11 protein-coding genes and 6 pseudogenes are annotated in these 25,284 nt (G+C 67.2%); 5 read left to right on the top strand and 12 right to left on the bottom strand.

Annotated elements, in window-relative coordinates:
- Window positions 1-155: 155 nt before the first annotated feature.
- Window positions 156-569: pseudogene (locus tag KBY70_RS14525) on the bottom strand (nucleotidyltransferase substrate binding protein); the annotation flags it as partial.
- Window positions 569-1,470 (bottom strand): annotated as a pseudogene (locus KBY70_RS03810) (GDP-mannose 4,6-dehydratase). The pseudogenes KBY70_RS14525 and KBY70_RS03810, both read right to left, overlap by 1 nt.
- A gap of 612 nt (window positions 1,471-2,082) precedes the next feature.
- Here KBY70_RS03810 and KBY70_RS03815 point away from each other — a divergent pair.
- Window positions 2,083-2,481, top strand: a pseudogene (locus tag KBY70_RS03815) (transposase); the annotation flags it as partial.
- A gap of 193 nt (window positions 2,482-2,674) precedes the next feature.
- On the opposite strand, the pseudogene KBY70_RS03820 reads toward KBY70_RS03815, so the two are convergent.
- The 4 genes and pseudogenes from KBY70_RS03820 to KBY70_RS03835 form a co-directional block, all read right to left on the bottom strand.
- A pseudogene (locus KBY70_RS03820) lies at window positions 2,675-3,610 on the bottom strand (IS256 family transposase); the annotation flags it as partial.
- Window positions 3,611-3,727: 117 nt separating this feature from the next.
- Complete coding sequence (gene istB, locus KBY70_RS03825; protein ID WP_315859684.1) at window positions 3,728-4,447, bottom strand: IS21-like element helper ATPase IstB; 720 nt, start codon at window positions 4,445-4,447, stop codon at window positions 3,728-3,730.
- A 436-nt stretch (window positions 4,448-4,883) separates the two neighbouring features.
- A pseudogene (istA, locus tag KBY70_RS03830) lies at window positions 4,884-6,014 on the bottom strand (IS21 family transposase); the annotation flags it as partial.
- Window positions 6,015-6,092: 78 nt separating this feature from the next.
- Complete coding sequence (locus KBY70_RS03835; RefSeq protein WP_254987458.1) at window positions 6,093-6,437, bottom strand: transposase; 345 nt, start codon at window positions 6,435-6,437, stop codon at window positions 6,093-6,095.
- A gap of 155 nt (window positions 6,438-6,592) precedes the next feature.
- Here KBY70_RS03835 and KBY70_RS03840 point away from each other — a divergent pair.
- Window positions 6,593-7,177 (top strand): annotated as a pseudogene (locus KBY70_RS03840) (IS5 family transposase); the annotation flags it as partial.
- A gap of 272 nt (window positions 7,178-7,449) precedes the next feature.
- On the opposite strand, the gene KBY70_RS03845 reads toward KBY70_RS03840, so the two are convergent.
- Together KBY70_RS03845 and KBY70_RS03850 are read right to left on the bottom strand one after the other, a co-directional pair.
- The gene (locus tag KBY70_RS03845) at window positions 7,450-7,869 is read right to left on the bottom strand and encodes a dual specificity protein phosphatase family protein (protein WP_254987606.1); all 420 of its coding nucleotides are present in this window, start codon (window positions 7,867-7,869) and stop codon (window positions 7,450-7,452) included.
- Between the two features lie 38 nt (window positions 7,870-7,907).
- Complete coding sequence (locus KBY70_RS03850) at window positions 7,908-8,891, bottom strand: SLBB domain-containing protein (protein ID WP_254987607.1); 984 nt, start codon at window positions 8,889-8,891, stop codon at window positions 7,908-7,910.
- Between the two features lie 228 nt (window positions 8,892-9,119).
- Here KBY70_RS03850 and KBY70_RS03855 point away from each other — a divergent pair, with 228 nt between their 5' ends.
- The gene (locus tag KBY70_RS03855) at window positions 9,120-11,585 is read left to right on the top strand and encodes a GumC family protein (RefSeq protein WP_254987459.1); all 2,466 of its coding nucleotides are present in this window, start codon (window positions 9,120-9,122) and stop codon (window positions 11,583-11,585) included.
- A gap of 8 nt (window positions 11,586-11,593) precedes the next feature.
- The gene (locus KBY70_RS03860; RefSeq protein WP_254987460.1) at window positions 11,594-13,495 is read left to right on the top strand and encodes a hypothetical protein; all 1,902 of its coding nucleotides are present in this window, start codon (window positions 11,594-11,596) and stop codon (window positions 13,493-13,495) included.
- Window positions 13,496-13,502: 7 nt separating this feature from the next.
- Here the strand turns inward: KBY70_RS03860 and KBY70_RS03865 are convergent, their stop codons facing one another.
- Window positions 13,503-14,936 (bottom strand): cytochrome P450, encoded by a 1,434-nt coding sequence (locus KBY70_RS03865; protein WP_254987461.1) that lies wholly within the window; start codon window positions 14,934-14,936, stop codon window positions 13,503-13,505.
- Window positions 14,933-16,117 carry a hypothetical protein gene (locus KBY70_RS03870; protein WP_254987462.1) on the bottom strand — a complete coding sequence of 395 codons (1,185 nt, stop codon included), beginning with the start codon at window positions 16,115-16,117 and terminating at the stop codon, window positions 14,933-14,935. The genes KBY70_RS03865 and KBY70_RS03870 overlap by 4 nt, the downstream gene beginning before the upstream one ends.
- 96 nt (window positions 16,118-16,213) lie before the next feature.
- On the opposite strand from KBY70_RS03870, the gene KBY70_RS03875 reads away from it, so the two are divergent.
- Complete coding sequence (locus tag KBY70_RS03875; protein WP_254987463.1) at window positions 16,214-16,705, top strand: SRPBCC family protein; 492 nt, start codon at window positions 16,214-16,216, stop codon at window positions 16,703-16,705.
- Here the strand turns inward: KBY70_RS03875 and KBY70_RS03880 are convergent.
- Window positions 16,695-17,924: a glycosyltransferase gene (locus tag KBY70_RS03880; RefSeq protein ID WP_254987464.1), complete on the bottom strand. Its 1,230-nt coding sequence runs from the start codon at window positions 17,922-17,924 to the stop codon at window positions 16,695-16,697. The genes KBY70_RS03875 and KBY70_RS03880 overlap by 11 nt on opposite strands.
- Window positions 17,921-25,276 (bottom strand): type I polyketide synthase, encoded by a 7,356-nt coding sequence (locus KBY70_RS03885; protein ID WP_254987465.1) that lies wholly within the window; start codon window positions 25,274-25,276, stop codon window positions 17,921-17,923. Before KBY70_RS03885 ends, KBY70_RS03880 begins: the two co-directional genes overlap by 4 nt.
- Window positions 25,277-25,284 lie beyond the last annotated feature (8 nt).

The following is a 25,284-nucleotide window of genomic DNA, read 5'->3' on the forward strand; positions in this document are numbered from 1 at the left end:
AGATGCACTGGCCCACCCGTTGCACATGGTGTTGAACATCTGCATCCAGCTGATGCTGCAGAACCAGATCCACCCGCCAGGGCGGCGAGCAGCTGCACACGGTGCGCGTGGGTGAGCCCGGGAGCCTCCAGGCAGAGATCGATATCCGAGCCCGGCTGATACCTCCCCATGGCGCGCGAGCCAAACAGCCAAACGGCTTGCACCTCAGGCTGGGCTGTAAACAGACCGACAAGTTGCTCAACCCGCTGGCCTGGAATCCCGGGATTGGCTGTTGCTCCGCAATCTGCTGTTCCTCCACGATCCGCTGCTCTAAGCGTTGGCGCAGTTGGAGGAAGCAAGGCAGGTAGCTGTGGCTGGTGAGATTGCGATGCCAGCAGTGAGGTATCGCCCTGGCTGCGCAGCAAATCGCGAAGTGTGTTCCAGGCCAGCTCAAAGGTGTACTCAAAGGCCTTGATCAAGCCCTGCTGCTCCCGTTCGTTCAGGGCCGGGGGTTCGACAAAGGTTTCCAGCTGCGCCAGCGCCTTGGTGTAGTTGCTGAAGCGCTGCTGCCAGCGAATATCTTCCGCCATCAGCCCACGCCAGCTGAGTTGGTGGGTGGGTTTTCCATGGAGCCCACCACGGTGAAGCCCTTGCGGCGCAAAAGGGCCTCCTTGGCAGCCTCTTCTTTATCGGTGGCAACCATCTCGGCCACCAGTTCCTCCAGGGTGGTGGTGGGCGTCCAGCCCAGTTTTTCGTGGGCCTTCGTGGGATCACCCAGCACCGCGGGTGATCTTGCGGGTCACAAACGTTTCGCCGCGCCGCGGTGATTCGTGGCTGAACAAGATGCCGTTGCAGGCATACATGCCGTAGGCCTCGCGGTAGTTCACTGTGATCCAGTAGGCGTAGAGCTTTGCCACGCCGTAGGGGCTGCGCGGGTAGAAGGGCGTGGTTTCCTTCTGGGGGATCTCCTGCACCAGGCCGTAGAGCTCGGAGGTGCTGGCCTGATAAATCCGGGTTTTGGCGCTAAGGCCGAGCATCCTCACTGCCTCGAGGATGCGCAGGGTGCCAAGCGCATCGCTATTGGCGGTGTATTCGGGCGCCTCATAGCCGCAGGCACGCGTAGCGGTAGCTCACCGCCACGTGGCTCTGGGCGCCCAGGTTGTAGATCTCATCTGCTTCGCAGAAGCCTTGCGGCTACGGGCTGCACCTGCTGGATGATCCGGATCAGATTGGTGCTGTCGGTCAGATCCCCGTAGTGCAGCACCAGGCGCGGGTCGCTCTCGTGGGGGTCATGGTAGAGGTGATCGATGCGGGCTGTGTTGTTCGCGAAGCGGGCCGGAGGCCGTAGCTGCTGGCCCGCCGCTTGATGCCGTGCACCTTGTAGCCCTTCTCCAGGAGGAGCTCCGCCAGGTAGCTGCCGTCTTGCCCGGTGATGCCGGTGATCAGGGCCACGCGGCCCGTGCAGTTCTCAAGCGTGGGACTGGGGGTCATCGGCTGGGGATTAGGAGAGCGGGGGTTCCCTACGGATAGTGCGGAAGGGTGAACACTGTCAGGTGCCGGATGGAGTGCCATCCGTTTCCAGGCGGATCACGGTGGTGAGAGCCGAGAGAATCCGGTCCGCAACGCTCATGGCTTGATGATCTGCACATGCTAAATCGATCAGCTCTGACGCAGCTGCTGTCGGTACTGAGTTGGGGCAAGGGGCCCTCCAGCACGAGAACTCCATTGCTCCGTGCTCCTGCTGTGATGGGTGTTGCGATGTTTCGGGGCTGCAGCGAAGGCAGCGATACAGCCAAGCGTTATAACCAATAGGCCTACTCAGCCCGCCAATTCTTCCCTAAAAACCCTCAAATTAAATGACTGCGTACTTTATCGAATCAACTCAGACATAACAATTCAATAAAACATCAAAACGGGAGGGAGCACCATGCTCAACCGCCTCAATTTTAATGCCACCGCATTCTTGCACGTTGGGGGGGGGGGGGGGGGTTCATTGTGCAGAAATTGCAATTTCTGCACGCGCAGAAAGATCTAGGGAGATTCTGGAAAACCCAGCCCGCATGCGCGAAAATGAACCTGTAATCACAGTCCAGTACTGGGTTGATGGGCGGCAAGCAGCTTGGTTTCACGGACTATGAGCTGACCACGGCCAAAAAACGCACCAAACGCGAGAAGTTCTTGGCGGAGATGGAGGCAGTAGTGCCCTGGCAGGCACTCATCGATCTGATCGAGCCCTACTACCCCAAGGCGAGCAAGAAAGGCGGCCGCCCTCCCTATCCGCTGGGCACCATGCTCCGGATCCACCTGTTGCAGCAGTGGTATTCGCTGAGCGATCCGGCGATGGAAGAGGCCCTGATCGAGGTGCCCACCATGCGCCGCTTTGCCGGCATCGAGCTGATCAGCGACCGGATCCCCGATGAGACCACGATTCTCACCTTCCGCCATCTGCTGGAGAAGCATGGGCTGGGCGAGCAGATTTTTGACACGGTCAAGGCGCTCCTGGGTAGCGCCCCTCCGAGTGGTGTAACTCAGGAGGTCCTGTGACCCTTTCCGGAGGGTGAACAGGAGCAGTCAAGAGATGACTGCTTGGAAGCTGATTGCGCAGCTCCATTCATCCACTATGAACCCTGATCGCTGAATTGGCAACTCAGCGATCGATGTGTTCTGTGTAGATCGAGGGAGGAGCTGGTGCGGTTCAGCTGATGGGTGCGTCTGGCTGGGCAGACGGATCAGCATCGATGAGCTCCAGGGCCTCTTCTGGCTCCGGGATTTTGGCCATGGTGGCCTCGGAGAAGAAGCGGCGGCGCTCCAGCTGCCATTCCTCCTGCTGCTCCAGCAGCTGGCTGCCCACCAACCGCACGATCGCTGGGTCGTTGGGGAAGATGCCGACCACGTTGGTGCGGCGTTTGATCTCCTTGTTGAGGCGCTCGAGCGGGTTGGTGCTCCAGATCTTGCGCCAGTGCTCCTGGGGGAAGTGCAGGAAGGCCAGCACGTCGTCGCGAGCGGCGTCCATTACCGGCACAGCCGTTGGGAACTGCTTGCGCAGCATCTCGGTGACCCGCTGCCAGTGGGAGCGCACTTGCTCAGGTGCCTGGATCACGAATACTGCTTTCATGGCGGCGGCCACCATGTCTTGGCCGGCCTTGGGGACGTGAGACAGCAGGTTGCGTAAGAAGTGCACCCGGCAGCGCTGCCAGCTACTGCCCTGGAACATCCGCCTGATCGCTGCCGTCAGCCCCAGGTGGGCGTCTGAGATCACCAGCCGGGTTCCAGTGAGGCCACGCTCCTTGAGGGAGCCGAGGAACTGGCGCCAGAAGCCCTCCGCCTCGCTGTCACCCACGGCAATGCCGAGCACTTCTCGGTAGCCGAGGGCATTGATGCCGATCGCCACCACGACGGCCCGCGAAACCACCTGCATGTTCTGCCCCAGACGGCCGTGGAGGTAGGTGGCATCGAGGTAGACGTACGGGTAGCGGGCATGGTCCAACGGCCGGCCCAGAAAGGCTTTCACCTGTTCATCGAGGCCCTGGCAGATGCGGCTCACCTCTGATTTGGAGATGCCACTGGCCCCGCCCAGCACCTCCACCAAGGCGTCGACCTTGCGGGTAGAGATGCCACCGGTGTAGGCCTTGCCCGGTGTCAACTACGTAGGCGGGCCGCGTCAATTACGTAGGCGGGTGGGAGACCCCAACCCCCTGCCAGGCAGGGGGTTGGGCCGAGCTGCTGTTGGCGGGTAATTGACGCCTGGTCAGGACGCCAAACGCCGGGCCCGTTTGCGGCGGTAGCTCTCGCCATTGATCTGGATGATCGTGCTGTGATCCACCAGCCGGTCCACCGCTGCCACGGTCATGGCACTGGTGGAGAAGACGTTCTCCCACTCGCTGAACGGTTGGTTGCTCGTCACCAGCAGGGAGCGGCGTTCGTAGCGGTGCATCACCAGTTCAAACAGCACCGAGGTCTCGGCCTCGTCCTTGCGGACGTAGCCGATGTCGTCAATCACCAGCAGGGCATAGCGATCCAACCGGTTGAGGGCCTTGGCCAGGGCGTAGTCGGCCTTGGCGCGCTGCAGCTCCTGCACCAGCGTGGTGGCCGAGAAGAAGCGTGCCGGGCGGTCCAGGGCAATCAGGCTGCGGCAGATCCCGGCGGCCAGGTGGGTTTTGCCCACCCCACTGGGACCAAACAGCAGCAGGTTTTCGGCCCGATCCAGCCAGCCGGTGTCATGGGCGAGCTGCTCAATCTGGTGACGATCCAGATCAAGGAAGGTACCCCAGTCGACATCGGCCAGGGTCTTGGGCACCGGCAACTGCGCCTCATGCAACAGCCGCCGCAGCCGCGCCTGGTGGCGCTGCTGGTGCTCCTGCTCCGCCAGCACATAGAGGTAGCTGGCCGGGCTCCAGCCGTCGGTTTGGGCCTGCTCTTCTGCCGCCTGCCACTGGTTGCGGAACTGGGCCAGTTTCAACTGTTTCAACAGGGCCGGCAGGGCTGTGTCCAGTGCCGGCCGGCTGGGGGGCTCCACCCAGGAGTTCGTCATAGCTAGTGAGGGTGTGTTCAGGGATCTGGAGTTGGGGCATGGCCGCAAGCCCCCGTGGAGGGCGCAGGCCGTAGTGATCACGCAAGGTCTGGAGGCTGAGGGTGCCGTTACGCAGGGCTCGCCGCAGATACCGCTCCACGGCAGCAAGGTCGCCCGCTTTGGCGGCGACATGGAGGCCATCGACCATCACCTTGGCCGCCTCATCCGGCGGCAGCGCCGCCAGCAGCGCTCGCCACAGCTGTCGCCAGCTCTCGCCTGGCAGCAGGTCGTCTTGCAACTGCGCGCGCAGCAGCGCCCTGGGTTTACGGCGCAGGCTCTCGATCACATGGCGGAAGTCGATCCGTCGCAGCGCTCCGCTCTCGCCCTTGCGGGCATGCAGTCGCGGCAGGGTTTCCACGAACTGGCTGCGCAGGAACAGATCCAGCCGGTCATGGCGCAGGTGCACGGTGAGCTGCTGGCCGATCAGCCGTGAGGGGACGCTGTAGGTGACCGAACGCACCTCGATCGTGCTGGTGCTGCGTACCCGCACTGTGAGCGGGTCGTAGTCAGCAAAGCGCTCCACCGGCAGCGGCTGCAGGTGCAGCCGCTCGATCTCCAGCCTGCCGGCAACCTCGTAGCGGTTGTTGAGCGTGGCGCTGACCTGGGCTACCAGCTGGCGGTACTCGGCCTCAGTGGCGAAATCCCTGCTGCCGCGCTGGATCAGCTGCTGCTCCAGCCGCCTCTTCCAGTGGCGGTGTGGGCCCTCGATGGCGCCGTTCTCATGGGCGACGCCACGGTTGTTGCGGGTAGCGATCACGCCAAGATGCGCGCAGAGCTCGCGGTAGCGGCTGGTGAAGTCGGCGGCGTAACTGCCGTTGCGGTTGCGGTAGCAGGCACTGAGGCTGTCGGTGCGGTGCTCTGCCGGCACTCCGCCGCAGAGCATCAGAGCGTTCTGCAGCGCTTCTGCAAGCGCCACAAAGCTCTCGCCGCCATGGATCACCTCCACATGGCACCAGCCCGAATACGGCAGGCGGAAGTGGAACAGCCGATGCTCAAACGCCACACCAGCGATGGTGATGGGCTGGCCCTTGAGCACCGTGAAATCGGAGATCCCCAGCACCCCTGGTTGGTGCGTCTGCAGGAACATCACCTCTTGAGCAGGCCCGTGTAGGGCGCGCCACTGCTCCACGCGGCGTTGCAGGGTGCGTTTGCGCCGATACCACTCCTGGCCGGGGAAGGTCTGCTCCAGGTGCAGCAGCAGCGTCTGGGGTTCAAGCTGCGGCGCCTTCTCCAGCATGGGCACCAGCACGCTCTGCCAGACCTCCGCCAGCGGATCGGCGCGTGTTCGCCAGTGGCGACCCCGCTGCTGCTGTTGTTGACCCTGGGCTTGCAGCTCACCCCGATCAATGCGCTGGGCGCTGCGCACCGAGATCCCGACTGCATCAGCAGCAATCTGCTGGCTCAGGCCACTGGCCCGTTTGGCCATGTACTGCTCCTTGATCCGCAACGACAGAGGGGCGGGCATCGCGGAGCTCCAGACCGTGATCGGAGCCCTGTTGTCGCGTCCTGAGACCCGCCTATGTAGTTGCGCAGTCCCGCCTATCTAATTGTCGCCATGCAAGGCCTCCATCACCACGGCGTAGAGCGCCTTGTCCACCCGGCGGCGAGGCTCGAGCCAGTCGGGAAAGAAGCTGCCCTGCCTCAGTTTGGGGATGGCCAGGCTGAGGTCACCCACCTGGGTGGTGAGCAGCCGCTGGCGGTAGCCATTGCGGTGGGTGGATCGCTCATCAGGGCAGCGTTCATGGCGCGTGGCTCCAATGGCAGCGGAGACCTCGGCCTCCAGCAGATCCTGGAAGCCCCGGCGCACGATCTCAGGGATCAGGGCGCCAGCGGTGGTGCCCTCGATGAGCTGAGCCAGCTCGGAGGCGCCACTATGGGTAAGGGTCATGGTCTGTGTTCGGTTTGGTGGTAGTTCTCCGAACAGGGTCACAGACCGGCCCACCCATTGCCACAGCTGATGTCTGAGGGAGGCGAGCCGTCAGCCCCGGCTACGCCGGGGCTGATCCCCCCGAGTTACACCACTCCATGGGACGCCGCGCGCTCCTGGCTGCTCGTGGCGTGACGATGCGCCAGGGCACCATCGTCGATGCCACCTTGATCGCAGCGCCCAGCTCCACCAAAAACAAAGATGGGAAGCGGGATCCGGAGATGCATCAGACCAAAAAGGGCAACCAGTGGTACTTCGGCATGAAGGTCCATGCCGGCGTTGACAAGGACTCAGGCCTGATCCATTCGGTTGTGGTTACCGCCGCTAACGTGCACGACCTCACCGCGGCAGCTGAGCTGTTGCATGGTGATGAGGAGGTGGTTTACGGCGACGCCGGATACCAGGGCATCGCCAAGAGACCGGAGATGGCCGGCAAAAGAGCGGAATTCAGGGTGGCGATGCGACCTGGCAAACGCCGAGCCCTACCGGATTCAGCAGAGGGAAAACTACTGGATCTGGTTGAGACGGCCAAGGCCCACATCCGCTCCAAGGTCGAGCATCCCTTCCGTGTGATCAAGCAGCAGTTCGGTTTTCAGAAGACCCGGCTGCGTGGCCTGGCCAAGAAACGCTGCAAAATCCAGGTGCTGGCGGCACTGTCAAATCTGTACCAGGCCCGACGGCTATTACTGGCGACAGTGTGACCAGGGGATTGGTGTGTCTGCACACCTCGATTTAGCCTCAAAACCAGCCAAAAATGGCTGGCTATGTGAGCCTAAAGTCATCAAAAATGGTCTTAAAGGCAATTTGCGGCTAAAACCGCTCGTTCTGCTCGCTGCCGCCGGTCAAACCCCCTTTGTCCAGAGATTCCCTAGGGCTATAGAACACGCGTACCAAGTGAGCCAGTATTGAAAATAAGCCCCCAACTTTTATGCCGAATATGCATAAGTTAGAGGCGTTAGGAGTCGGATCCGCCTCAGAGCTGGGCCAGCAGCGCAAGTTGGCCGGGCAGCGGATTGGTGCCTGGGTGCACCTGCATCAGGTAATCGAGGGCCCGCTGGGGCGTAAGCCCATGGCGGCGCACCAGCCAGGCAAGACACACCAACGGCGAGCGCTCCATAGCCGCCACGCAATGCACGTACACCGGCCCCTTGGCCCGCAGCTCAGCCAGAGCCTCTAGGGCCTGCTCCAGCTGGGCCAGCTCTGGCAAACGCTCCACCCGATGGTCCGGCAGCACAAGGCGCCGGCATTCGAAGCGGCTCTCCAGCCCCGCTGGCGGCGGCGCCTCCTGCTCGCTGCAGAGGCTGAGCACCGCGGTCACGCCCGCTTCTGTGAGGCGCTCGAGATGACGCTCAGCACGGGGCGCCGGGCCCACCGCCAGCTCCTGCACCAGCACCCAATCCAAACGAAAGCGACTTAGCCCAGCTGCTGGCATCAGTTCCTGTTGATCAGGTCCACCAGGGCCAGGATGTTCACCAAGCCGGTGAGCGGGGTGCTCGCCGCCCCGATCGCGTCGCTGGCCACCGCCATGCCGCTGCGATTCACCACCACCGTGTCGCCATCACGCAGGGGGGGATTCATGGTGTTGGAAGCCCCCTGGCTCAGATTCAGGGCAAAGCGCTGGCGGGTTGCAGTGCCATTGCGGTTGATCCTCACCAGCTCCACATTGGCGTTGCTGGCCCGCCAGGTTTGGGGTCCGCCGGCCGCCAGCACCGCTTGCACCAGGGGCGTGTTGGCCTGCAGCGGCAGGGTGCCAGGCCGCACCACCTCGCCGATCACATTCACCCGGATCTCCTGGGGCGACAGGTTGGCCGCCGCCAACTCCACCGCCTCCGCCGGCGGCTCGCTGGCCTTGGTGATGCGGATCGTATCGCCATCAAAAAGGAACGGATTCTGTTGCTGGTCGCCCTCCAGCAGCAGGGCCAGTAAATCCAGCCGCGCCTGCTTGTGGGACGGAGGATCGCCGGGCATGCGGCGCTGCAACACCACCTGGCGCAGGTCGGCCAGCTGGGTGATGCCCCCAGCCTTCTGAATCGCATCCACCACCGTGGGCAGCCCGCTCACCGTGAGGCTGGGTCCCCCTTCGGTCTGGGTGGTTTCACTGGTAGTAAGCGAATAGAGGCCAGGCCGCTCCACTTCCCCCACTAGGGCCACCCGGATCGGCCGGGGCTTCACCACCCGCAGCTGCAACTCCGGGCGCAACAGCTGCTTGCGGTAGAGGCTGGTGAACCACTGGCTAGCCTGAAACAAACTGAGCCCAGTGAGTCTCACACTGCCGATCAGCGGCAGCGACGCCGTGCCGTCGTTGAGCACATCCAGGTTTCCCGAGAGTTCAGGGGCATCAAAGAGCTTCAGCTCCAACAGATCCCCGGGGCCCAGCAGGTAGCTGTCCTCTTGAAGCGTGACTGGGGCGGCCAGAGGACGAACGACCGGTTGGCCCGCCGCAACCGGGGCAGCTAACGGCCCCAGATTGGCGCCCCAGGTGAAGGCACCGAATGCAACCAGACCCAGCAGGCCTGAACGGTGCCGAAGAGCCCGCGCCAAATGCACAAAAACGGATCAATTTCCGCAAGTGTCCCATAGCTGAGTCACGCTTCAACGTCGGGCATTAGCATTAGCGTTTAAAAATCAAAAAGCTCGGCTCGTTTGTCCAATCTGATCGCCCGCCCTGGCACCAGCCCCTCCCCCCTTGCCGATCCCGGCGTGCAGCTGGTGCAGGTGAGTGAAGTGGGCAGCCGCAGCTTGGCTGCAGACGACGACAGCATCGATCTCTCCGAGCTGTGGCGAGCCCTCAAACGGCGCCGCAAGCTCGTGGCCCTTACAGCTGGCTCGGTGGTCGTACTGGCCGCCCTGATCACCGGCTACCAGCGCCTGTTCCGCCCCGTGTATGAAGGGGGCTTCCAGCTCCTGATTAGCGATCCGATCAGCGACGACAACAAGGGCAGTGCCAGCGGCGCCGCAGCCCTCAACAACACCATGTTTGCCGAGCTGGCCCGCAACACCACCAGCTCCGACATCCCAACCCTGATCGAGGTGCTCAAGAGCCCGGTCATGCTGGGGCCAATCGCCCGCCGCTTCGGCCTCACCAGCTCGGCCCTCGGCGACCGGATCAGCATCGCCACTGGCGGTAGCCGCCAAGAGAAAGCCGAAGGGGTGCTCACGGTGACAGTCACCGGCCGCGATCCCCAGCAGGACAAGCGCCTGCTGGATCAGCTCAGCCAGACCTACCTGCAATCTGCTCTCAACCAGCGCCAGCAACGCTTGGCCGATGGCATCCGCTTCCTCAACCAGCAGGCCCCGGCCCTTGAAGCACGCACCGCCGAGCTGCAGAGTGAATTGGCCAGCTTCCGCCAGCGCCACAGCCTGATCGAGCCCACCGCCGAGGGCGGGGTGCTCAAAACCCAGATCGGCACCCTCGAAGAACAGCTCGCCGGCCTCCAGGCCGAGCGGGGCCGCCTCCAGAGCGTGCGCCAGGGCATTGTGGCCGGCAGCCTCACCGCCCGCAGCTTCGAGGAGGCCATCGGCACCGGCCCCAGCAGTGGCGGCAGCGTTAACCAGGGCCTCTCGGTGACCGGCACAAACCAGATCCTGCTGCAGGAGCTCACCAAGGTGGAGCAGCAGCTGGCCGAAACCCGCTCCCGCTTCAGCCCCAGCTCCTCAATGGTGCGCGGCCTCACCGCCCGGCGCAACGCCCTGCTGCCCCTATTGCGCAGCAACCAGCTCGAGGCCGTTGATGCGGCCCTCTCCCTCAACGCCAACCGTCTCGCCACGGCCCAGCGCCAAATCGCCCAACTGGGCGGTCGCTTCCAGCAACAGCCAGCCTTGATCAAGCAATACGAATCCCTCCAGCAGAAACTGCAGATCGCCCAGGAAAATCTTGCCGGCTTCATCAAGACCCGCGAAAACTTCCAGCTCGAAATCGCCCAGCGCACCGTGCCCTGGAAGGTGATCTCCCCCCCGGAGATCGACCCCAACCCCGTGAAGCCCTCGGTGCCCCGCAACCTCGCCCTCGGGGTAGTGCTCGGCCTGGTGGCCGGTGCCGGTGCCGGCCTGCTTCGCGACCGCCTCGACCACGTGTTCCACAGCCCAATGGAGGTGAAGGACGACCTCCGGGAGCCCCTGCTGGGCCACATTCCTCACGTGGCCTTCTTCAAAAATGTGCGCGAAGACCGGCGCTTCCTGCTGCAGGAGCTGGATGCCTCCGTGCTGCCAACAGCTGGTGCTGGGGAAGACGCCAGCGCCGATGGTGCTGCCCGCCTCTCCGGCTACCAGCGTTTCTTCTATCAAGAAGCCCTGCGCAACCTCTTCACCTCCCTGCGCTTCCTCAACTCCGACCGGCCCATGCGTTCGGTAGCCCTCACCAGCTCCCTGCCGGCCGAAGGCAAGAGCCTCACCAACGTGCTCCTGGCCAAAACGATTGTCGAGATGGGCCAGAGGGTGCTGCTGGTGGATGCCGACATGCGCAAACCCAAGATACACCATCGCCTCGGGTTGAACAACCTCATCGGCCTCTCCAACCTGCTCACCGAAGACGACCTCGACTGGCGGCAGGCGATCCAGAAGGTGGAGGGCTACGAGGGTTGGACCGTGCTCACCGCCGGCCGCCGGCCCCCCGATCCCATCCGTCTGCTCAGTTCGGCCCGCATGGGCCAGCTCGTCAACGACCTAGCCACCAGTGGCGACTTTGATCTAATTCTCTACGACACTCCACCGGTGCTCGGGCTGGCCGACGCCGTCCTAGTTGCGGAGCACAGCGATGGCCTGATGCTGCTGGTGAGCCTGGGTCGGGTGGATCGCGGCCTGCCCAACGAAGCCATCGCCCGCATCCGCAGCAGCGGCGCCCAGCTACTCGGGGTCGTCACCAACTCCATCACGGAAGACAGCAACACCAACACCTCCTACGGCTACGGCAACCGATACAAGTATGGGTATGGGTATGGGTATGGGTATGGGTATGGGTATGGGTATGGCGGCTACGACACCCGCAGTGCCTACTCCTATTACGGCGAAGCCGACGCCGCCCCAGAAACCAAGGCCGACGCCAGTCCCCGCTCCTGGGGTGGAAAGGCCAGCCAGCTGCGGCGGCGTTTCCTGCGCTGGATTGATTCTTGAGGCGCAGCGTGCCCCTCTCCCGCCATTGGCTGATCGCCCTGATGGGCTTGTCTCCACCAGCCCTCGCCCTGGAGTGGCAGCCCGCCCAGCCTTCACCGGCCTCGCCGGTGCCCGAACCGGTTTGGGTGGCGCCAGCGCCTCAAACTGCGCCCCTAGCCCCTGGCTGGGAGCCCATTAATCCAACCGATTCCCAGCCCCCTGCCGCACCCCTTTCCTGGCAACCGGTGCCGGCAGCAGAATTGATACTGCCGCCCAGCGCCGCTGAGCCCCTCGCGCCTCCCCGGAGCCTCGCCGAGGTGCAGGAGCTGCTCGACAGCCAGCTGCCCAGCTGGGACGACTACCTGCCCCTGCTGCGCCTGGGCCAGCTGCCCACCACGGCCCTGGTGCCCGAGGCCCTAGGCCAGCTCAGCTTTCAGCAGGTGAGCCCCGGCAACGGCGGAGCCGCTGGCGGAACAGGCAACCAAAACTACGGCTTTCGCGCCGACTACGGCCTCACCCCGGCCCTGATGGCCTCCGCCTATTACACCTACGCCGACAACCCGCTCTTCGCGCCGATCCCCAGCCGGCCCAGCCAGCCCGCCAACCTTTGGACCATCTACGGCGGCAGCCTCCGCGCCCGCCTCGCCGGTAGCGACAAGTGGCAGCTGGCCGCGGAAGGAGCCCTCGAGCTCTTCACCGTGGGCAGCGGCTGCGGCGGTCCGGTGAGCTGCGATGACGCCGGCACGCCCAACATCTTCAACAACTCCGGCCAGTCCGTCTTCACCCGCAACTGGATCGGCGCCCTCTCCCTGCCCCTCTCCTGGCAGGCCAACCGCAACCTGCAGCTCTCCTTTGTGCCAGCGGTGAGCTTTTTGCCGGGCAGCCAGGGGGCCGACCAAGGCGGCGCCGGTGAGTTTTACGGCACCAACATCAGCCTCGGCCTGGGCGCCAGCTACCGCCTCGGCAACCAGGTGCAGCTGTTTGGCTCGGCCATGGTGCCCCTCGGCCCGGGCAACAACGCCTTCAATGGCGATCTGGTGTATTCGCGCGTGCCGATCCTCTCGGCCGGCGCCAACATCGCCGTCAACCCCCGCATCGGCCTCGAGGCCAGCGTCACCAACGGCTTTGGCCTCAGCCCGGCCACCGCCATCCTGGCCCTGCCCAGCGCGCCCTCGGAGCCCATGCTCAGCGCTCGCTTCTCCTGGAATCCCGGTGCGCTCGATTCCCCCAGCCCCCGCTACACACCCCGCCAGGCCTCCCTCGCCCTCGGTGGACTGTTCGTCAACACCGCCCTCACCCCCGCCAACGGCACCACCCAGATCTGGCTGAACGGCGACAGCCGCGCCAACCTCTTCGCCGGCAGCGGCTACTCCGTGTCCAACGACTTCCAGTTCCAGCTGGCCGCCGGCGTGTTCAACGGCATCGAGCCCCGCAACAGCTTCGTGAACACCTTCGCCGGTGATGGCGGCCTCAACCTGCGTTTCGGCGGCAAGGCCATGGTGTTTCGGCCCTCCAAAGGCCTGCCGATCTGGGCCGCCGGCCGGATCAGCGTGGGCCGCAACGAAGACGAGAGCAGCAAGCAGGGCTACCTCTTCTTTGAAACCATGAACACCTGGGAAGCCACCCCCACCCTGGCCTTCCACCTCAACCCCAAGCTGGCCTGGAGCGGCAGCGGCACCAGCTGGGGTGTGGGCCTGGCCGCCAACCTGCAGCTCGGACCACGCTTCCAGCTGATCCCGGAAGTGAATGTGGTGGCCACCGACCTCGGCGGCGGCAACGGCAGCAACGGCAGCCTCGCCCTGCGCTGGCTGGCCTCGCGCAGCACCACCGTGGATGTCTACGTGTCCAATGCCGCCGGCCTTTATGACATCGGCCAGCTGCTCGGCAACGACCAGGTGCGCGTCGGCGCTCGGCTGGGCTTCAGCTTCTAAGGCTGGGCTAGGGGAGGCGCCGCAAGCGCACCCGGATGCCATTGCGGGAGCGCAGCGTGAGCCGCGCCACCAGCTCGGGCTCGTGCTCTGGATCGGGCAGCACCGCAAAGCGCCGCACCAGCTCGGCCAGCACCAGCAGCGCCTCCTGCTGGGCAAATGCCGCCCCCGGACACTTGCGCGGCCCCAGGCCGTAGGGCAAAAACGCATCGCGGGCCCAGCGGCGGTCTTCAGCACTGGCGGCCTCATCAGCCGTAGCGGTGTCCGTCAGGAAGCGCTCAGGCCGGAAGCCGTTGGGATCGCGCCAGTGCTGCTCATGGCGCTGGATCACCCAGGGGGAGAGGGTCACCAGGGAGCGCATAGGGCAGCGGCTGCCCGCCAGCTCCGTGTCGGTCTGGGCCTCCCGGATGAAGAAGCTCACCGGCGGGTAAAGGCGCAGCGTTTCGTTGAAGATGGCGGCCCCATAGCTGAGCTGGCGCAGATCCTCAAAGCCCAGCGGCCGATCCGGCGCGCCGGCCCGGGAGCCCAGCACCTGCAGCACCTCAGCGCGCAGGCGCTGCTGCACCTCGGGGAAACAGCTCAGCAGATACACAGCCATCCCCAGGGCACTGGCGGAGGTTTCATGGCCCGCCAGAAACAGGAAGCACACCTGATCCACCAGCCCATCGCGGCTGAAGCGGGCGCAGCTCTGGGGATCGCGGGCCTCGATCAGGGCCTGCAGCAAATCCTGGGGGCTGGAGCGCTCTGAGCTGTGGTCACCGGTGTCGAGTCGGGCCTCGATGGCGGCGGCGATCCAGGCGCGGATCGGGGCGGCGTGGGTGGCCAGGTAGCCCTGTAGCCGGCGGCGCGGCAACCGCAAAAAGCGCAGCATCAGGGCCCGGCCCGCCCGTTTCTGGTAGCGGGCAAACGCCGCGAAGATCGCCTCGGCCTCCGCCCCCTCCAGCGGCCGCGAGAGGATCGTGCGCACGATCACATCGGCCGTCACCAGCGTCATCTCGGCGTCGGCATCAATGGAGCCGCCATCACCAGTGCCGCCATCCACCTGAGCCTCCAGCCGCGCCATCAGGGCCTCCACCGCCCCCTCCATCTGGGGCAACACCCGCTGCAGCTGGGCCACCTGGAAGGCCTGGTCCACCAGGCGCCGCTGCTGGGCCCACTCCTCACCGTTCACCGAGAAGATCGCCCGGCCGATCAGCGGCTCCAGGATCCACAGGGTGTAGGGGTGCTTGGGGAAGGCCTCCACCGCGCTCACCATCACCTGGCGCACCGCCGCCGGGTCGTTCACCAGCAGCAGGTTCAACCCCATAAACCGCAGCGCCCCCACAGGGATGCGGAAGTCCCATTCGTTCAGCAGGCCAAACCAGGAATAGAGGCCGCGACGGATGCGGCGCAGAAAATTCGGGGTGTAGGGCTCCGGCGGCGGATAAACGGGCTCGCGGGTCATGGGGCCAGCAGCAGCTCCTCGATCAGGTCGAAGCCGCCGCTGCGCTCCGGCGCCGCCGTGCGCAGGTATTCGAAGTGCAGATCAAATTGGTGGCTGAGCAGCGCCCCCAGGCTGGTGAGCCCCTGACGCTGGGCCAGGGGAATCAGCCGCAGCTCCGGGTAGGCCCCTGTCCCCGGACGGGGCACGCCACAGCTCTGGTAAGGGTCCACCGCCGCAAAGCAGAGGTAGTCGTCGCGGGAGGTGACATCCAGCCACGGCAGCCGCGGCTCCTGGGCCAGCAGGGCCAGGTCGGCATGGAAGCCGCGGGCCTTGCCGTGCACCGCCAGGTTGGCCAGGTTCTGGCCCAGGCTGAGCAACCGCAGCCGCCCCGCCAGCTGCTGGTCGGCACCCTGGCGCCGCAGCTCGGCCGCCAGCATCGCCATCACAAACGAGCCGCTGCTGTGGCCCGCCAGCCACACCTGGTCCGCCGGGTCCTGCTGCTCGAGGCTGAGGATCCGCTCGGCCAGCTCGGCCACCCGCCCCCGCAGATCGCCATCGCGGGCCTGGCCGAGCCGGTGGGTGAAGCGGATCGAGCGGAACAGCCACACCACACCCACCTGGTTGGCCAGGCGCCAAGCCAGCACCAGCTGACCCAGCGCCAGCAGGGCTCCGATCGCTCCCAGCAGCCAGCCACCGATGCCCAGCAGCTGCAGGGGCCAGAGCAGCGCGGCTGTGACCGCGGCGGTGGCGATCAGCGAACCGGCGGTGAACAGCACCGGGTAAAGGCCGCACAACGCCACCCGCCCCGACATCCGAGCTATGCGCAGCAAGCCGCCCTGGCCCACATACCAGCCGGCAAAGGCCAGCACCGCCGCCAGCATCCGCAGCGGGCTCTTGGGCCAATGGGCCCGGGCGATGTCATCCCAGTGGAGGAAGCAGAAATCGAGGCCCAGGGCTCCCTGCTCGCGCACCTGCCAGCGGCTCAGCAACCGATCAACCTCCTGGCCGCGACGGTGGCCCACCTGCAGCCGCCGGCCGCTGCGCCGCTTGAGTTGGCGCACCTGCTCGCTGAACAGGCGGTAGTAGAAGCTGGCGCCGCGGGGATCAAAACCGCTGAGGAAGTAGATCCGCCGCCGCGGTTGGTCCTGGTCGACAATGGCGAGATCCGCCTGGACGCCGTGCTGGTCTTCCGCCTGCTGCAACGACGGAATCTCCCCAAAGTTATTGCCCTAGCGGCAAGTTTACAGGCGCTGCCAGGGGGAGATCCTGCAGCTTTCGCTGCCCCACCTCCGGTACCCGTGCAGCTGGCCGCCGCCAGCTCCGCCCCCGGCCGGGTGAGCCTGCAGGGCAAACAGGGTCGCTACACCGCCTCAGTGCAGGTGCCGGTGTCGGCCCAGAAGGCCTGGAGCGTGCTCACCAACTACGAGTCGATGGCCGGTGTCATGCCGGACATCCAGCAGGCCAAAGTGGTGAGCCGCTCAGGCCGCAACCTGGAGCTAGCCCAGACCTACCAAGCCCCCTACACCTTCGGCCTGAGCATCAAGGCGCGCCTGCGGGTGCAGGAAACGGCCCCCAGCCAGATGAGCTATCAGCTGATCAGCGGCGACCGCATCAAGGAGCTGCAGGGCACCTGGACGATCACCCCGGTCAAGGGCGGTGTGATCGTGAAACACCAGATCGAGGTGGTGCCAGAGATCCCCGGCTTCCTGATCGGTACGTATTACGACCTCAGTGAAGCCAACCTGCGCCAGTCGATGCAGATCCTCGCCAAGCTGATGCTCAAGGGCTGAGCAGCACCACGGTGCGGCCCGACACCCGGTAGTGGACGCCGCGCCACTCCACCCGCCGGGCCAGGGCCGCCCGCAGGGTGGCCAGCCCATACACCCACTGGGTGAGCGGCAACCAGCGCAGCAGCCGCCAGGCATGGGCGAGATCCGGCCGGGGCAGGCGGCCACCCAGGGGCTGCAGGGCCCGGGCCGCCACCGCTTCGATCAGCAGCAGCAGCGCCACACAGCCAAGCTCGTAACCCAGCAGCGCCGCCAGCAGCAGGCCCCCATCGGCCAGCCGGCCCAGCAGCAGCGCCGCCAGCGCCACCAGCAACGCCACCAGCACCAGCAGGGCGCTGCCCAGGCCATGCAGGGCCACCAGGGGCCAGGCCGGGTGGTGCAGGCGGGCGGTGAGCAGTTGGCGGCTGATCCAACGCCGCAACGACCGCAGGGCGATGCCGTCGTCGCGGTCGAGGGCGATCAACTCCGGCCGGAATTCGTAGCGCCAGCCGCAGCGGGCCAGCGGGGCCGGCAGGGCCGTGTCCTCGCAGAGGCTGGTGGCGAGCACCGCCCGCCAGCCGCTCGGCTCGATCAGGCTGCGGCGCACCGCCAACGAGCCCCCCCAGGGGATGACCAACAGGGTCATCATCACCAGGGCGCCGCTGTTCCAGATCGCCCGCACCAGCCCAGGGCCGCTGCCCTGCTCCGGCGCATACCAACGGTTGCCCGACACCGCCCCGACGCCGTTCTGGCCGCAGCCCGCCGCCAGGGCCGCCAGCCAACCGGGCGCCACCACCGCATCGGCATCCACCAGGGCCACCAGCTCGGTGGCCGCATCCAGCTCGCCGAAGGCCTGGCGCAACGAGGCGCTCTTGAGCGAACCCTGGGCCTGCCGGGCCGCCAGGGGGGTGAGCCGGGCCGCCTGCCAGCGAGCGTGGCCCTCAGCCTCCAGCCGGGCGATCGTGTGCTCGGCCAGGGGCCAGGCCGGATCCTGGCGGGAATCCACCACCACCAGCAGGCGCCAGGGGCCCGGGTAGGTCTGCTCCGCCAGGGCCGCCAGGGCCGCGGGCAGGCTGGGGTCGGCGCCCCGCAGGCACAACACCACCTCGGCCGCCGGTGCTGGCTGGGCCAGGCCGGGGGGCCGCCGCAACCGCCGCCGCACCACCATCGCGAAGGCGAGGGTGAGCAGCAGCTGCAAGCCGAGGGTGGCCAGCAGGGCGCCGGCTAGAAGAGAGGCGATCAAAGCGAGGCGACGCCGGTGATCAGGCTGCGGGCGTAGGGGCCGATCAGTTCCTCGAAGCCCGGGCAGCGCACGCCATGGGCCGCCAGGGACGCCACGGTGGCCAGGCAGCTGGGCCGCGCCCGCACCCCGGCCTTATTGAGCTCGGGGTAGGTGAGCTGCTCGTCGCCCCAGCGCCGCACGAAGAAGGCGCGAATGCCGTGCAGGGGGTTGGCCGGATCAGCATCGATCGCTTCGAGCCAGCGCTCCATCGACACCAGCTCCAGCGGCGCCCCCCGCTCGATCAGGTTGCCAAGCAGATCGGCCAGCAGCATCGGCTGGGGGTGTTGCAAGTGCACGTTGCGGCCCACCGCTTCCGGCGTCCAAGCCAGAGCCGTAACCGCATCGGCCACGTAGTCCACCGGCACCAGATCCAGCTCCCAGGGCAGATCGGGCGCCATGCCCAGAGCTAGGCAACCCCGCAGCAGCCGGTGCAGCAGGTCGTCCTGGTGCCAAGCGCCTGTCTGGGAATGACCCCCAATTAGGGGCGGGCGATACACCGTGACCGGCAACCCGGCAGCCCCAGCGGCCAGAACCCGCCGCTCACTCACCCACTTGGTTTGGGAGTAGCCCACGTGGATGCCACGCCACTCGGCCACGTCGTCGCTTTCCAGTACCGCCCGGTTGCGATAGGCGGCCGCCTCAAAGGCCGCCACGCTGGAGATCAGCTGCACCGGCAGGGGCCCGGCGGCCGCCGGATGCACCGCCAGGTCGAGCACGGTTTGGGTGCCGCCCACATTGGCGGTCTCCAGCTGGCTGTAGGGCGCCATCTGGCTGAGCTGGGCGCCGTTGTGCAGGATTCCACCAATGCCCGCGGCCAGTTCGGCAAAAACCTGGTACGACAAGCCAAAGCGGGGTTGGGCCAGATCACCGGGCACCGCCACCAACCTCTCGCCCCAGCTCTGCTGCCAGAGGCCGTAGTGCTCGAGGTTGGCGCGCACCCGCGCCACACCGCTGGCGGCATCAGCGGCGCGCACCAGGCAGCGCACCTGCAGCCCATCCCAGCGCTGCAGCTGGCCCGCCAGCAGGTAGGCCCCCAGAAAGCCGGAGGCGCCGGTGAGCAGGATCGCCTCGCCGGGGGGCGTTGGCGCCGCTGAGCTGGTGGTAGCTGGGGTGGCGGGCAGGCTCCAGCTGGCAGGCAACTGGGCTTCCTGGCCCAGATCGAGCACCCGATCGGCACTGCCGGCCGGGTCCACCAGGGTTTCCAGCAGCACCGCCGCCAGGGCCTCGATCGTGGGATCCCCCGCCAGCGATTCGAGCTCAAGCTTGACGCCCAGGTCGCGCTGGATGCCGGCTGCCAGTTCCACGGCCATCAGCGAATCGAGGCCGATATGGAACAGCGAATCGCCCGGATCGAGGCTGGAGGCGTCCTCCAGGCCCATCACCGTGGCCAGGCGCTGTTGCAGCAGCTCCACCACCAGGCTGGAGCGTTGCTCGTCGTCGGCCGCGGCCAGCTGGCGGCGCAGGGCCGCTCCCTCCCCTCCCTCCTGGCCGGTGGCGCCGGCATCCAAGAGAGGTTGCAGCACCGCCGCCTGACGACTGCCCAATTGGCCGGCCAGCCGGGGCCAGTCGTTGTGGAGCACCGCCACGCAGCCGGGCCGGCCCCGCTCGAGCAGCAAACCCAGGGCCTCAAAGGCCTGCTGGGGCGGCAGCAAGCCCACCCCGAGGGCCTGGAAGCGCCGCTCCAGGCCCTCGGCCATGCCGGCGCCGGCCCAGGGGCCCCACTGCACCGACAGCAGGGGGAAGCCAGCCTGCCCAGAAACCTGGGGTCCGGCGGCGGCCAGGCCATCGAGGGCCCCATTGGCGATGGCGTAGCTGGTTTGCCCGGGCGAACCCAGCAGGGCCGCCATCGAGGAGAAAGCCACCCCAAACGCCGGCCGACAGCCCGCCAGCTGGCAGGCCTGCTCCAACCGTTGCCACCCGCCCCATTTCGGGCCGATCACCGCCGCCTGCCGCGCGGGGCTCTGCCCCTCCAGCAGACCGTCGTCGAGTTGGCCCGCCGCATGGAACAGGCCCGCCAGGGGCTGGCCCCGCAACACGGCAGCCAGCTGCTCCGGCGAATCAGCCGCCAGGTCGAAAGCCACCGCCACGCAGGTAACGCCCTGGCTGCGCAGCTGCTCCACCAGCTGGGAATCGGGCCGCCGGCCCACCAGCACCAGGGAGCGGGCGCCGCGGGCCGCCAGCCAGCGGCAGAGCTGCTGGCCGATGCCGCCAAAGGCACCGGTCACCAGGTAGGTGGCATCCGGGCCAATCAGCCAGGGAGCCGGCCGCTCGCCCTGGCTGATCACCACCTTGCCCACGTGGCGGGCCTGGGCCATCAGCCGGAAGGCCTCAACGCTGCGTTCGATCGGGAAGGTCTGCATCGGGATCGGCGCGTAGTGGCCGGCTTCGAGGTCGGCCAGCAAGTCCAGCAGCAAGCCCCGCACCAGGGCCGGATCCGCCGCCGCCACCTCCAGCAGGTCGAAGGGCAGGTAGCGGGCATCAGGGCGGCGCTGAACCGCCTCCTGGCGGCTCCAGATCTCGATCTTGCCGAGCTCCACAAAGCGACCGCCTTCGACCAGGGCATCAAAACTCGCGTCTACCCAGTCGCCCTTGAGGCTGTTGAGCACCACATCCACGCCGCGGCCGCCGGTGGCATCCAGCACCTGATCGCGGAAGTCGAGGCTGCGGGAATCGAACACCGCCTCCACCCCCTGGGCCAGCAAGCCAGCCTGCTTGGCCGCACTGGCGGTGGCCAACACCCAAGCACCACAGCGTAGGGCCACCTGCAGGGCCGCCTGGCCCACGCCGCCCGCGGCCGCGTGGATCAGCACGGTTTCCCCCGGGCGCAGCTGGGCCAGGTTCTGCAGGCCGTAGATGGCGGTGAGGAAGGCGGTGCTGACGCTCGCCCCGAGGGCCGGATCAAGGGTCGCTGGCAGCGGCACGCACAGTGCAGCGCGGCAGACCACGTGGCTGGCCAGGCTGCCCACCGCCAGGGCCGCCAGCAACCGCTGACCCACCAGGGCCGGATCCACACCAGCACCCACCGCCACCACCCGGCCCACACATTCGCCGCCATAGGGCATGCGGGCGCCGGCATCCATGCCCAGCTGACGGCTGTAGCCCGCCAGCAACCCCAGGGCATTCAAGACATCGCGGAAGTTGAGGCCCGTGGCCTCCACCGCCAGCTCCAGTTCCCCCGCACCGGGGGGCTGGCGCCTAAGGGGCAGCGGCCGCAAGGTTTCCAGGCTGCCCAGGGAGCCGCTCTCCAGCCGGAATGGCCGATCCGCCAGGGGTTGCAGCCGCTGCACCCAGGCCCGGCCGTCACGCCAGGCCAGCAGGGGCTCCCGCTCGCCCAGGCCCAGCAGGGCGGGCCAATCGGCCGGAGCCGGCGGGTCCCCATCGGCGAGATGCAACACCGTCCAGCCCAGGGCTGGCTGCTCCAGGGCCGCCGAGCGGGCGAAGCCTGCCAGGCCCGAGGCCAAAGCCCCACCGCCCTCGAGCACCAGCCACACCGGCCGGGCCGCAGCTGCGGCCAGCTGCTGGGCCTGCAGCAGCAACTCGGCTGCCAGTGCCTCCAAGCTGACGCCGTCCTGGCCGAGGTCGGGCCAAAGCAGCAGCGGTTCGGGGCCGGCATCCGGCGACAACTCCAAAAGTGGCGCCTCCAGCGGTGGCGCCTCCTGCCAGTGGCTGGCCAGCAGCCAATCCTGGGGACCCGCCTCGAGATCCTCGGCCGGCAGCGGGAACAACCACTCCAGCGCCTGGCGCGGCAACCGCCGCAGGCGGAACCCGCGGATCCAACCCAGGGGCGCAGCGCCATCGTGCAGCAGCAGATCGGCCCGCACAAAGGCGGGTTCCTCACTGGGCTGGAGCCGCACCTGGCAGTGCAGCCGATCGGGCAGGGGCAAGGCCGCCAGCCACAGGGCGTCCAGCCCCACCGGCAACAACAGCTGCCCCTGCCGCACCGCGGGATCGAGCAGCACCGCCACCGCCTGGAAACAGCTGTCGATCAGGCCCCGGTCGAGGCCGCCGACCGGCCGCTCCAGCACAGCCCAGGCCTGGTCCTCAGCCACCTGCAGCTGGCTCAGGCCCCGGTAGCTGGGGCCATAGGCCAAGCCCGCCGCGGCCAGGGAGTCGTAGAGGCCAGCCAGATCCACCGGCGTGGCCGTTGCTGGCGAGGGCGCCACATCCAGGGGCGCGTCCGCGGCGGATGCACCCCCCACCGCCACCTCGCCATGGCCCAGCCAGGGGGCCACCGCCGGGCTGTCGGGGCGGCTGTGGAAGCTGATGCTGCTGGCTCGCCAGTGGCACTGCAGGCGCTGATCAGCCGGCTCGCCAACCAACTTCAGCGGTTGGTCGAGCTGCAAGGGCCCGAGCGCCAACGGCTCACCCGCCTGCTTCAGCAGGCCCAGTGCCGCCGTGATGAAGCCCGCCGCCGGAAACACGGCCTGGCCGCGGATGCGGTGATCACCGAGGTCGCTGCCCGCAGTGCGCAACAGGGCCTGATATACGGCCCCATCCCCGGGGAGGTCGAGCCGCACCATGGGCTCGGATTGGGGGGACGTGGGCGTAGCTACCGGGCTGGCGGAGGCAGTTAAAGCGGCAGTCACGGGGGCCGTGATGCCCAGGTGGTCGAGCCAGAAGCTGGCGGGGGCAGCGGCCTCGCCCTGGCGACTCCACCAGTAGCGCTGCTTCTCGAAGGGATAGCCCGGCAGGGTGACCCGCCGGTAGGGGAAGGGGCGGTGGAAGCCCTGCCAGTCGACCGTGAAGCCACTGCGCCAGAGCCCCCCAAGGCTGGTGAAGATCGCGTCCCAATCCGACTGACCGGGCACCAGGGAGGGCCAGTAGCTGAGCGCCGGATCGTCGCTGCACTGGCGCGCCATGCCAATCAATGTGGGGCGGGCGCCAATTTCCAGGAACACCTGGGCTCCCTGGGACACCAGGGTGTCCACCCCCTCGGCGAATCGCACCGGACTGAGCACCTGGTCGCACCAGTAATCCGGCTGGGCCATTTCGGCACCAGCCAACTGGCCGGTGAGCGTGCTCACCAAGGAGCGGTTGGGCGGCGAGAAGCTGAGCTGGCGCAGCTCCCGCTCGAAGGCCTCCAGCATCGGTGCCATCGCCTGGGTGTGGAAGGCGTGGGACACCGCCAGCTGGCGGGCCTGCAGACCGGTGGTTTCGGCATCGGCCAGCAGCCGCCGCAGCGCCGCCGTGGGCCCGGCCACCACCGTGTTCAAGGGGCCGTTGTAGGCCGCCACGCTCACCTCGCAATGGCGGGCAAGCAGGGCCCGTACCCGGTCGTGGGGGGCCAGCAGCGCCGCCATGCCACCGGCTGCCGGCAGGGCCTGCATCAGCCGGCCGCGGGCAGCCACCAGCCGGCAGGCGTCCTCCAGGGAGAAAAGCCCGGCCAGGTGGGCCGCCAGCACCTCGCCGATGCTGTGGCCCATTAACAGATCCGGCCGCACCCCCCAGCTACGCCACAGCTGGCTGAGGGCGTAACCCAGCACAAACAGGGCTGGCTGGGTGGCGCCAGTTTGGTTCAGCCGGGCCGCCGCCTGGGCCTCATCGCCACTGCGGGGCTTCAGCAAATCGCGCAACGGCTGGTCCAGCTGGGGATCCAGCAGGGCCGCCACCCGCTCAAAGGCCTCCCGGAAGGAGGGGTGCTCAAGCAGCTCCTGGCCCATCGCCAGGGCCTGGGACCCTTGACCGGTGAACAGCCAGGCCAGCTTGCCGGGCCGCCGCGAGGCTGTGGCGCGGGCCAGCCCCTCCGGCAGGGGGCGCTGGTCGGCCGCTAGGGCCTGGAGCTGGGCGAGCAGCTGGGCGTTGTCGCGCGCCAGGCAGACCGCCCGCTGGCGGAATCCGGTGCGGCCCAGGTTGGCGGAGGCGGCCAGGTCAGCCAGTTTCAAGGTGGGCTGGGCCTGCAGCTGCCCGGCCAGATCCCGTGCCACCTGTGCCAGGGCCTCGGGGGTGCGGGCCGACAGGCTGAGCAACTGCAGCGGCATGCGTGCGCCAAAACGCATCGGCGGGCGCTGCTGGGGGGCATCAGCGAGCACCACATGGGCATTGGTGCCGCCGAAGCCAAAGGAACTCACCCCCACCACCGTGGCCCGCTCTGGATAAGGGAAGGGCTCCAGGCTGGTCTGCACCTGCAGCTTCAGGCCTGCGAAATCAATCGACGGATTGGGCCGGCGGCAATGGAGGCTGGGGGGTAACTGCCGTTTGGCCACACACAGGGCCGCCTTGATCAAGCCGGTGATGCCGGCGGCGGTTTCGGAGTGCCCCAGGTTGGTCTTGACCGAGCCCACCCGGCAGGTCTCCCCCTCCGGTCGCCCCTCTCCAAGCACCGTGCCCAAGGCCCGCAGCTCGATCGGGTCGCCCTGACGGGTGCCCGTGCCGTGGGCCTCCACATACTGGGTAGCGGCGGGATCGATGCCGGCACGGGCAAAGGCGGCGCGCACACAGGCGATCTGGGCCCGGGCGTTGGGCGCCACCATGCCGTTGCTGCGGCCATCGGAGTTGACGGCCGAACCGTGAATCACCGCATAGATGGGATCGCCGGCGGCCTGGGCTGCCGCCAGCGGCTTGAGCAACACGGCCCCAGCCCCCTCCGAGCGCACGTAGCCATCGGCACTGGCATCAAAACTCTTGCAGCGGCCATCGGACGCCAGCAGGCCGGTCTTGCAGAAACTCATCTGGATCCCAGGGTGGATCAGGGCCTGCACGCCCCCCGCCAGGGCCGCCTCCGATTCCCCCCGCCAGATGCTTTCGCAGGCCAGATGCACCGCCACCAGGGAGGAGGAGCAGGCCGTATCAACGGTGAAGCTGGGGCCCTTGAAGTCGAAGAAATAGGAGAGCCGGTTGGCGGCGATGCAGCCGGTGTTGCCCGGCAGCACAAAGGGTTCGTTGTCGGGGGTGGTGTAGCGCTCGCGCGACGCCCAGAGCAGGGAGCTGTAATCGGCACTGGAGATGCCCATGAACACCCCGACCCCGGTGCCGCGCACCTGCTCGAGGGGTAGGCCCGCATCCTCGAGAGTTCGCCACGCGACCTCCAGCAACAGGCGCTGCTGGGGATCCATGCACACCGCTTCCCGCGGAGTGATGCCGAAGAAGGCGGCATCAAAGCGGTCGATGTCGTAAACAAAGCCCCCCTGGCGCACGTGCTGGGTGAGCGGATGGGCGGGATCAGGGTTGTAGTGCAGGTCGAGATCCCAGCGTTCCGGCGGCACCTCGCCGATCGCCTCACGGCCATCCCGCAGAAACTTCCAGAACTCCTCTGGAGACTCAATCCCACCCGGCAAGCGGCAGCCCATACCCACGATGGCAATCGGCTCGGGCACAGGATGGT

The organism is Cyanobium sp. ATX 6E8 (assembly GCF_024346335.1).
In the GTDB taxonomy this organism is placed as follows: domain Bacteria; phylum Cyanobacteriota; class Cyanobacteriia; order PCC-6307; family Cyanobiaceae; genus Cyanobium_A.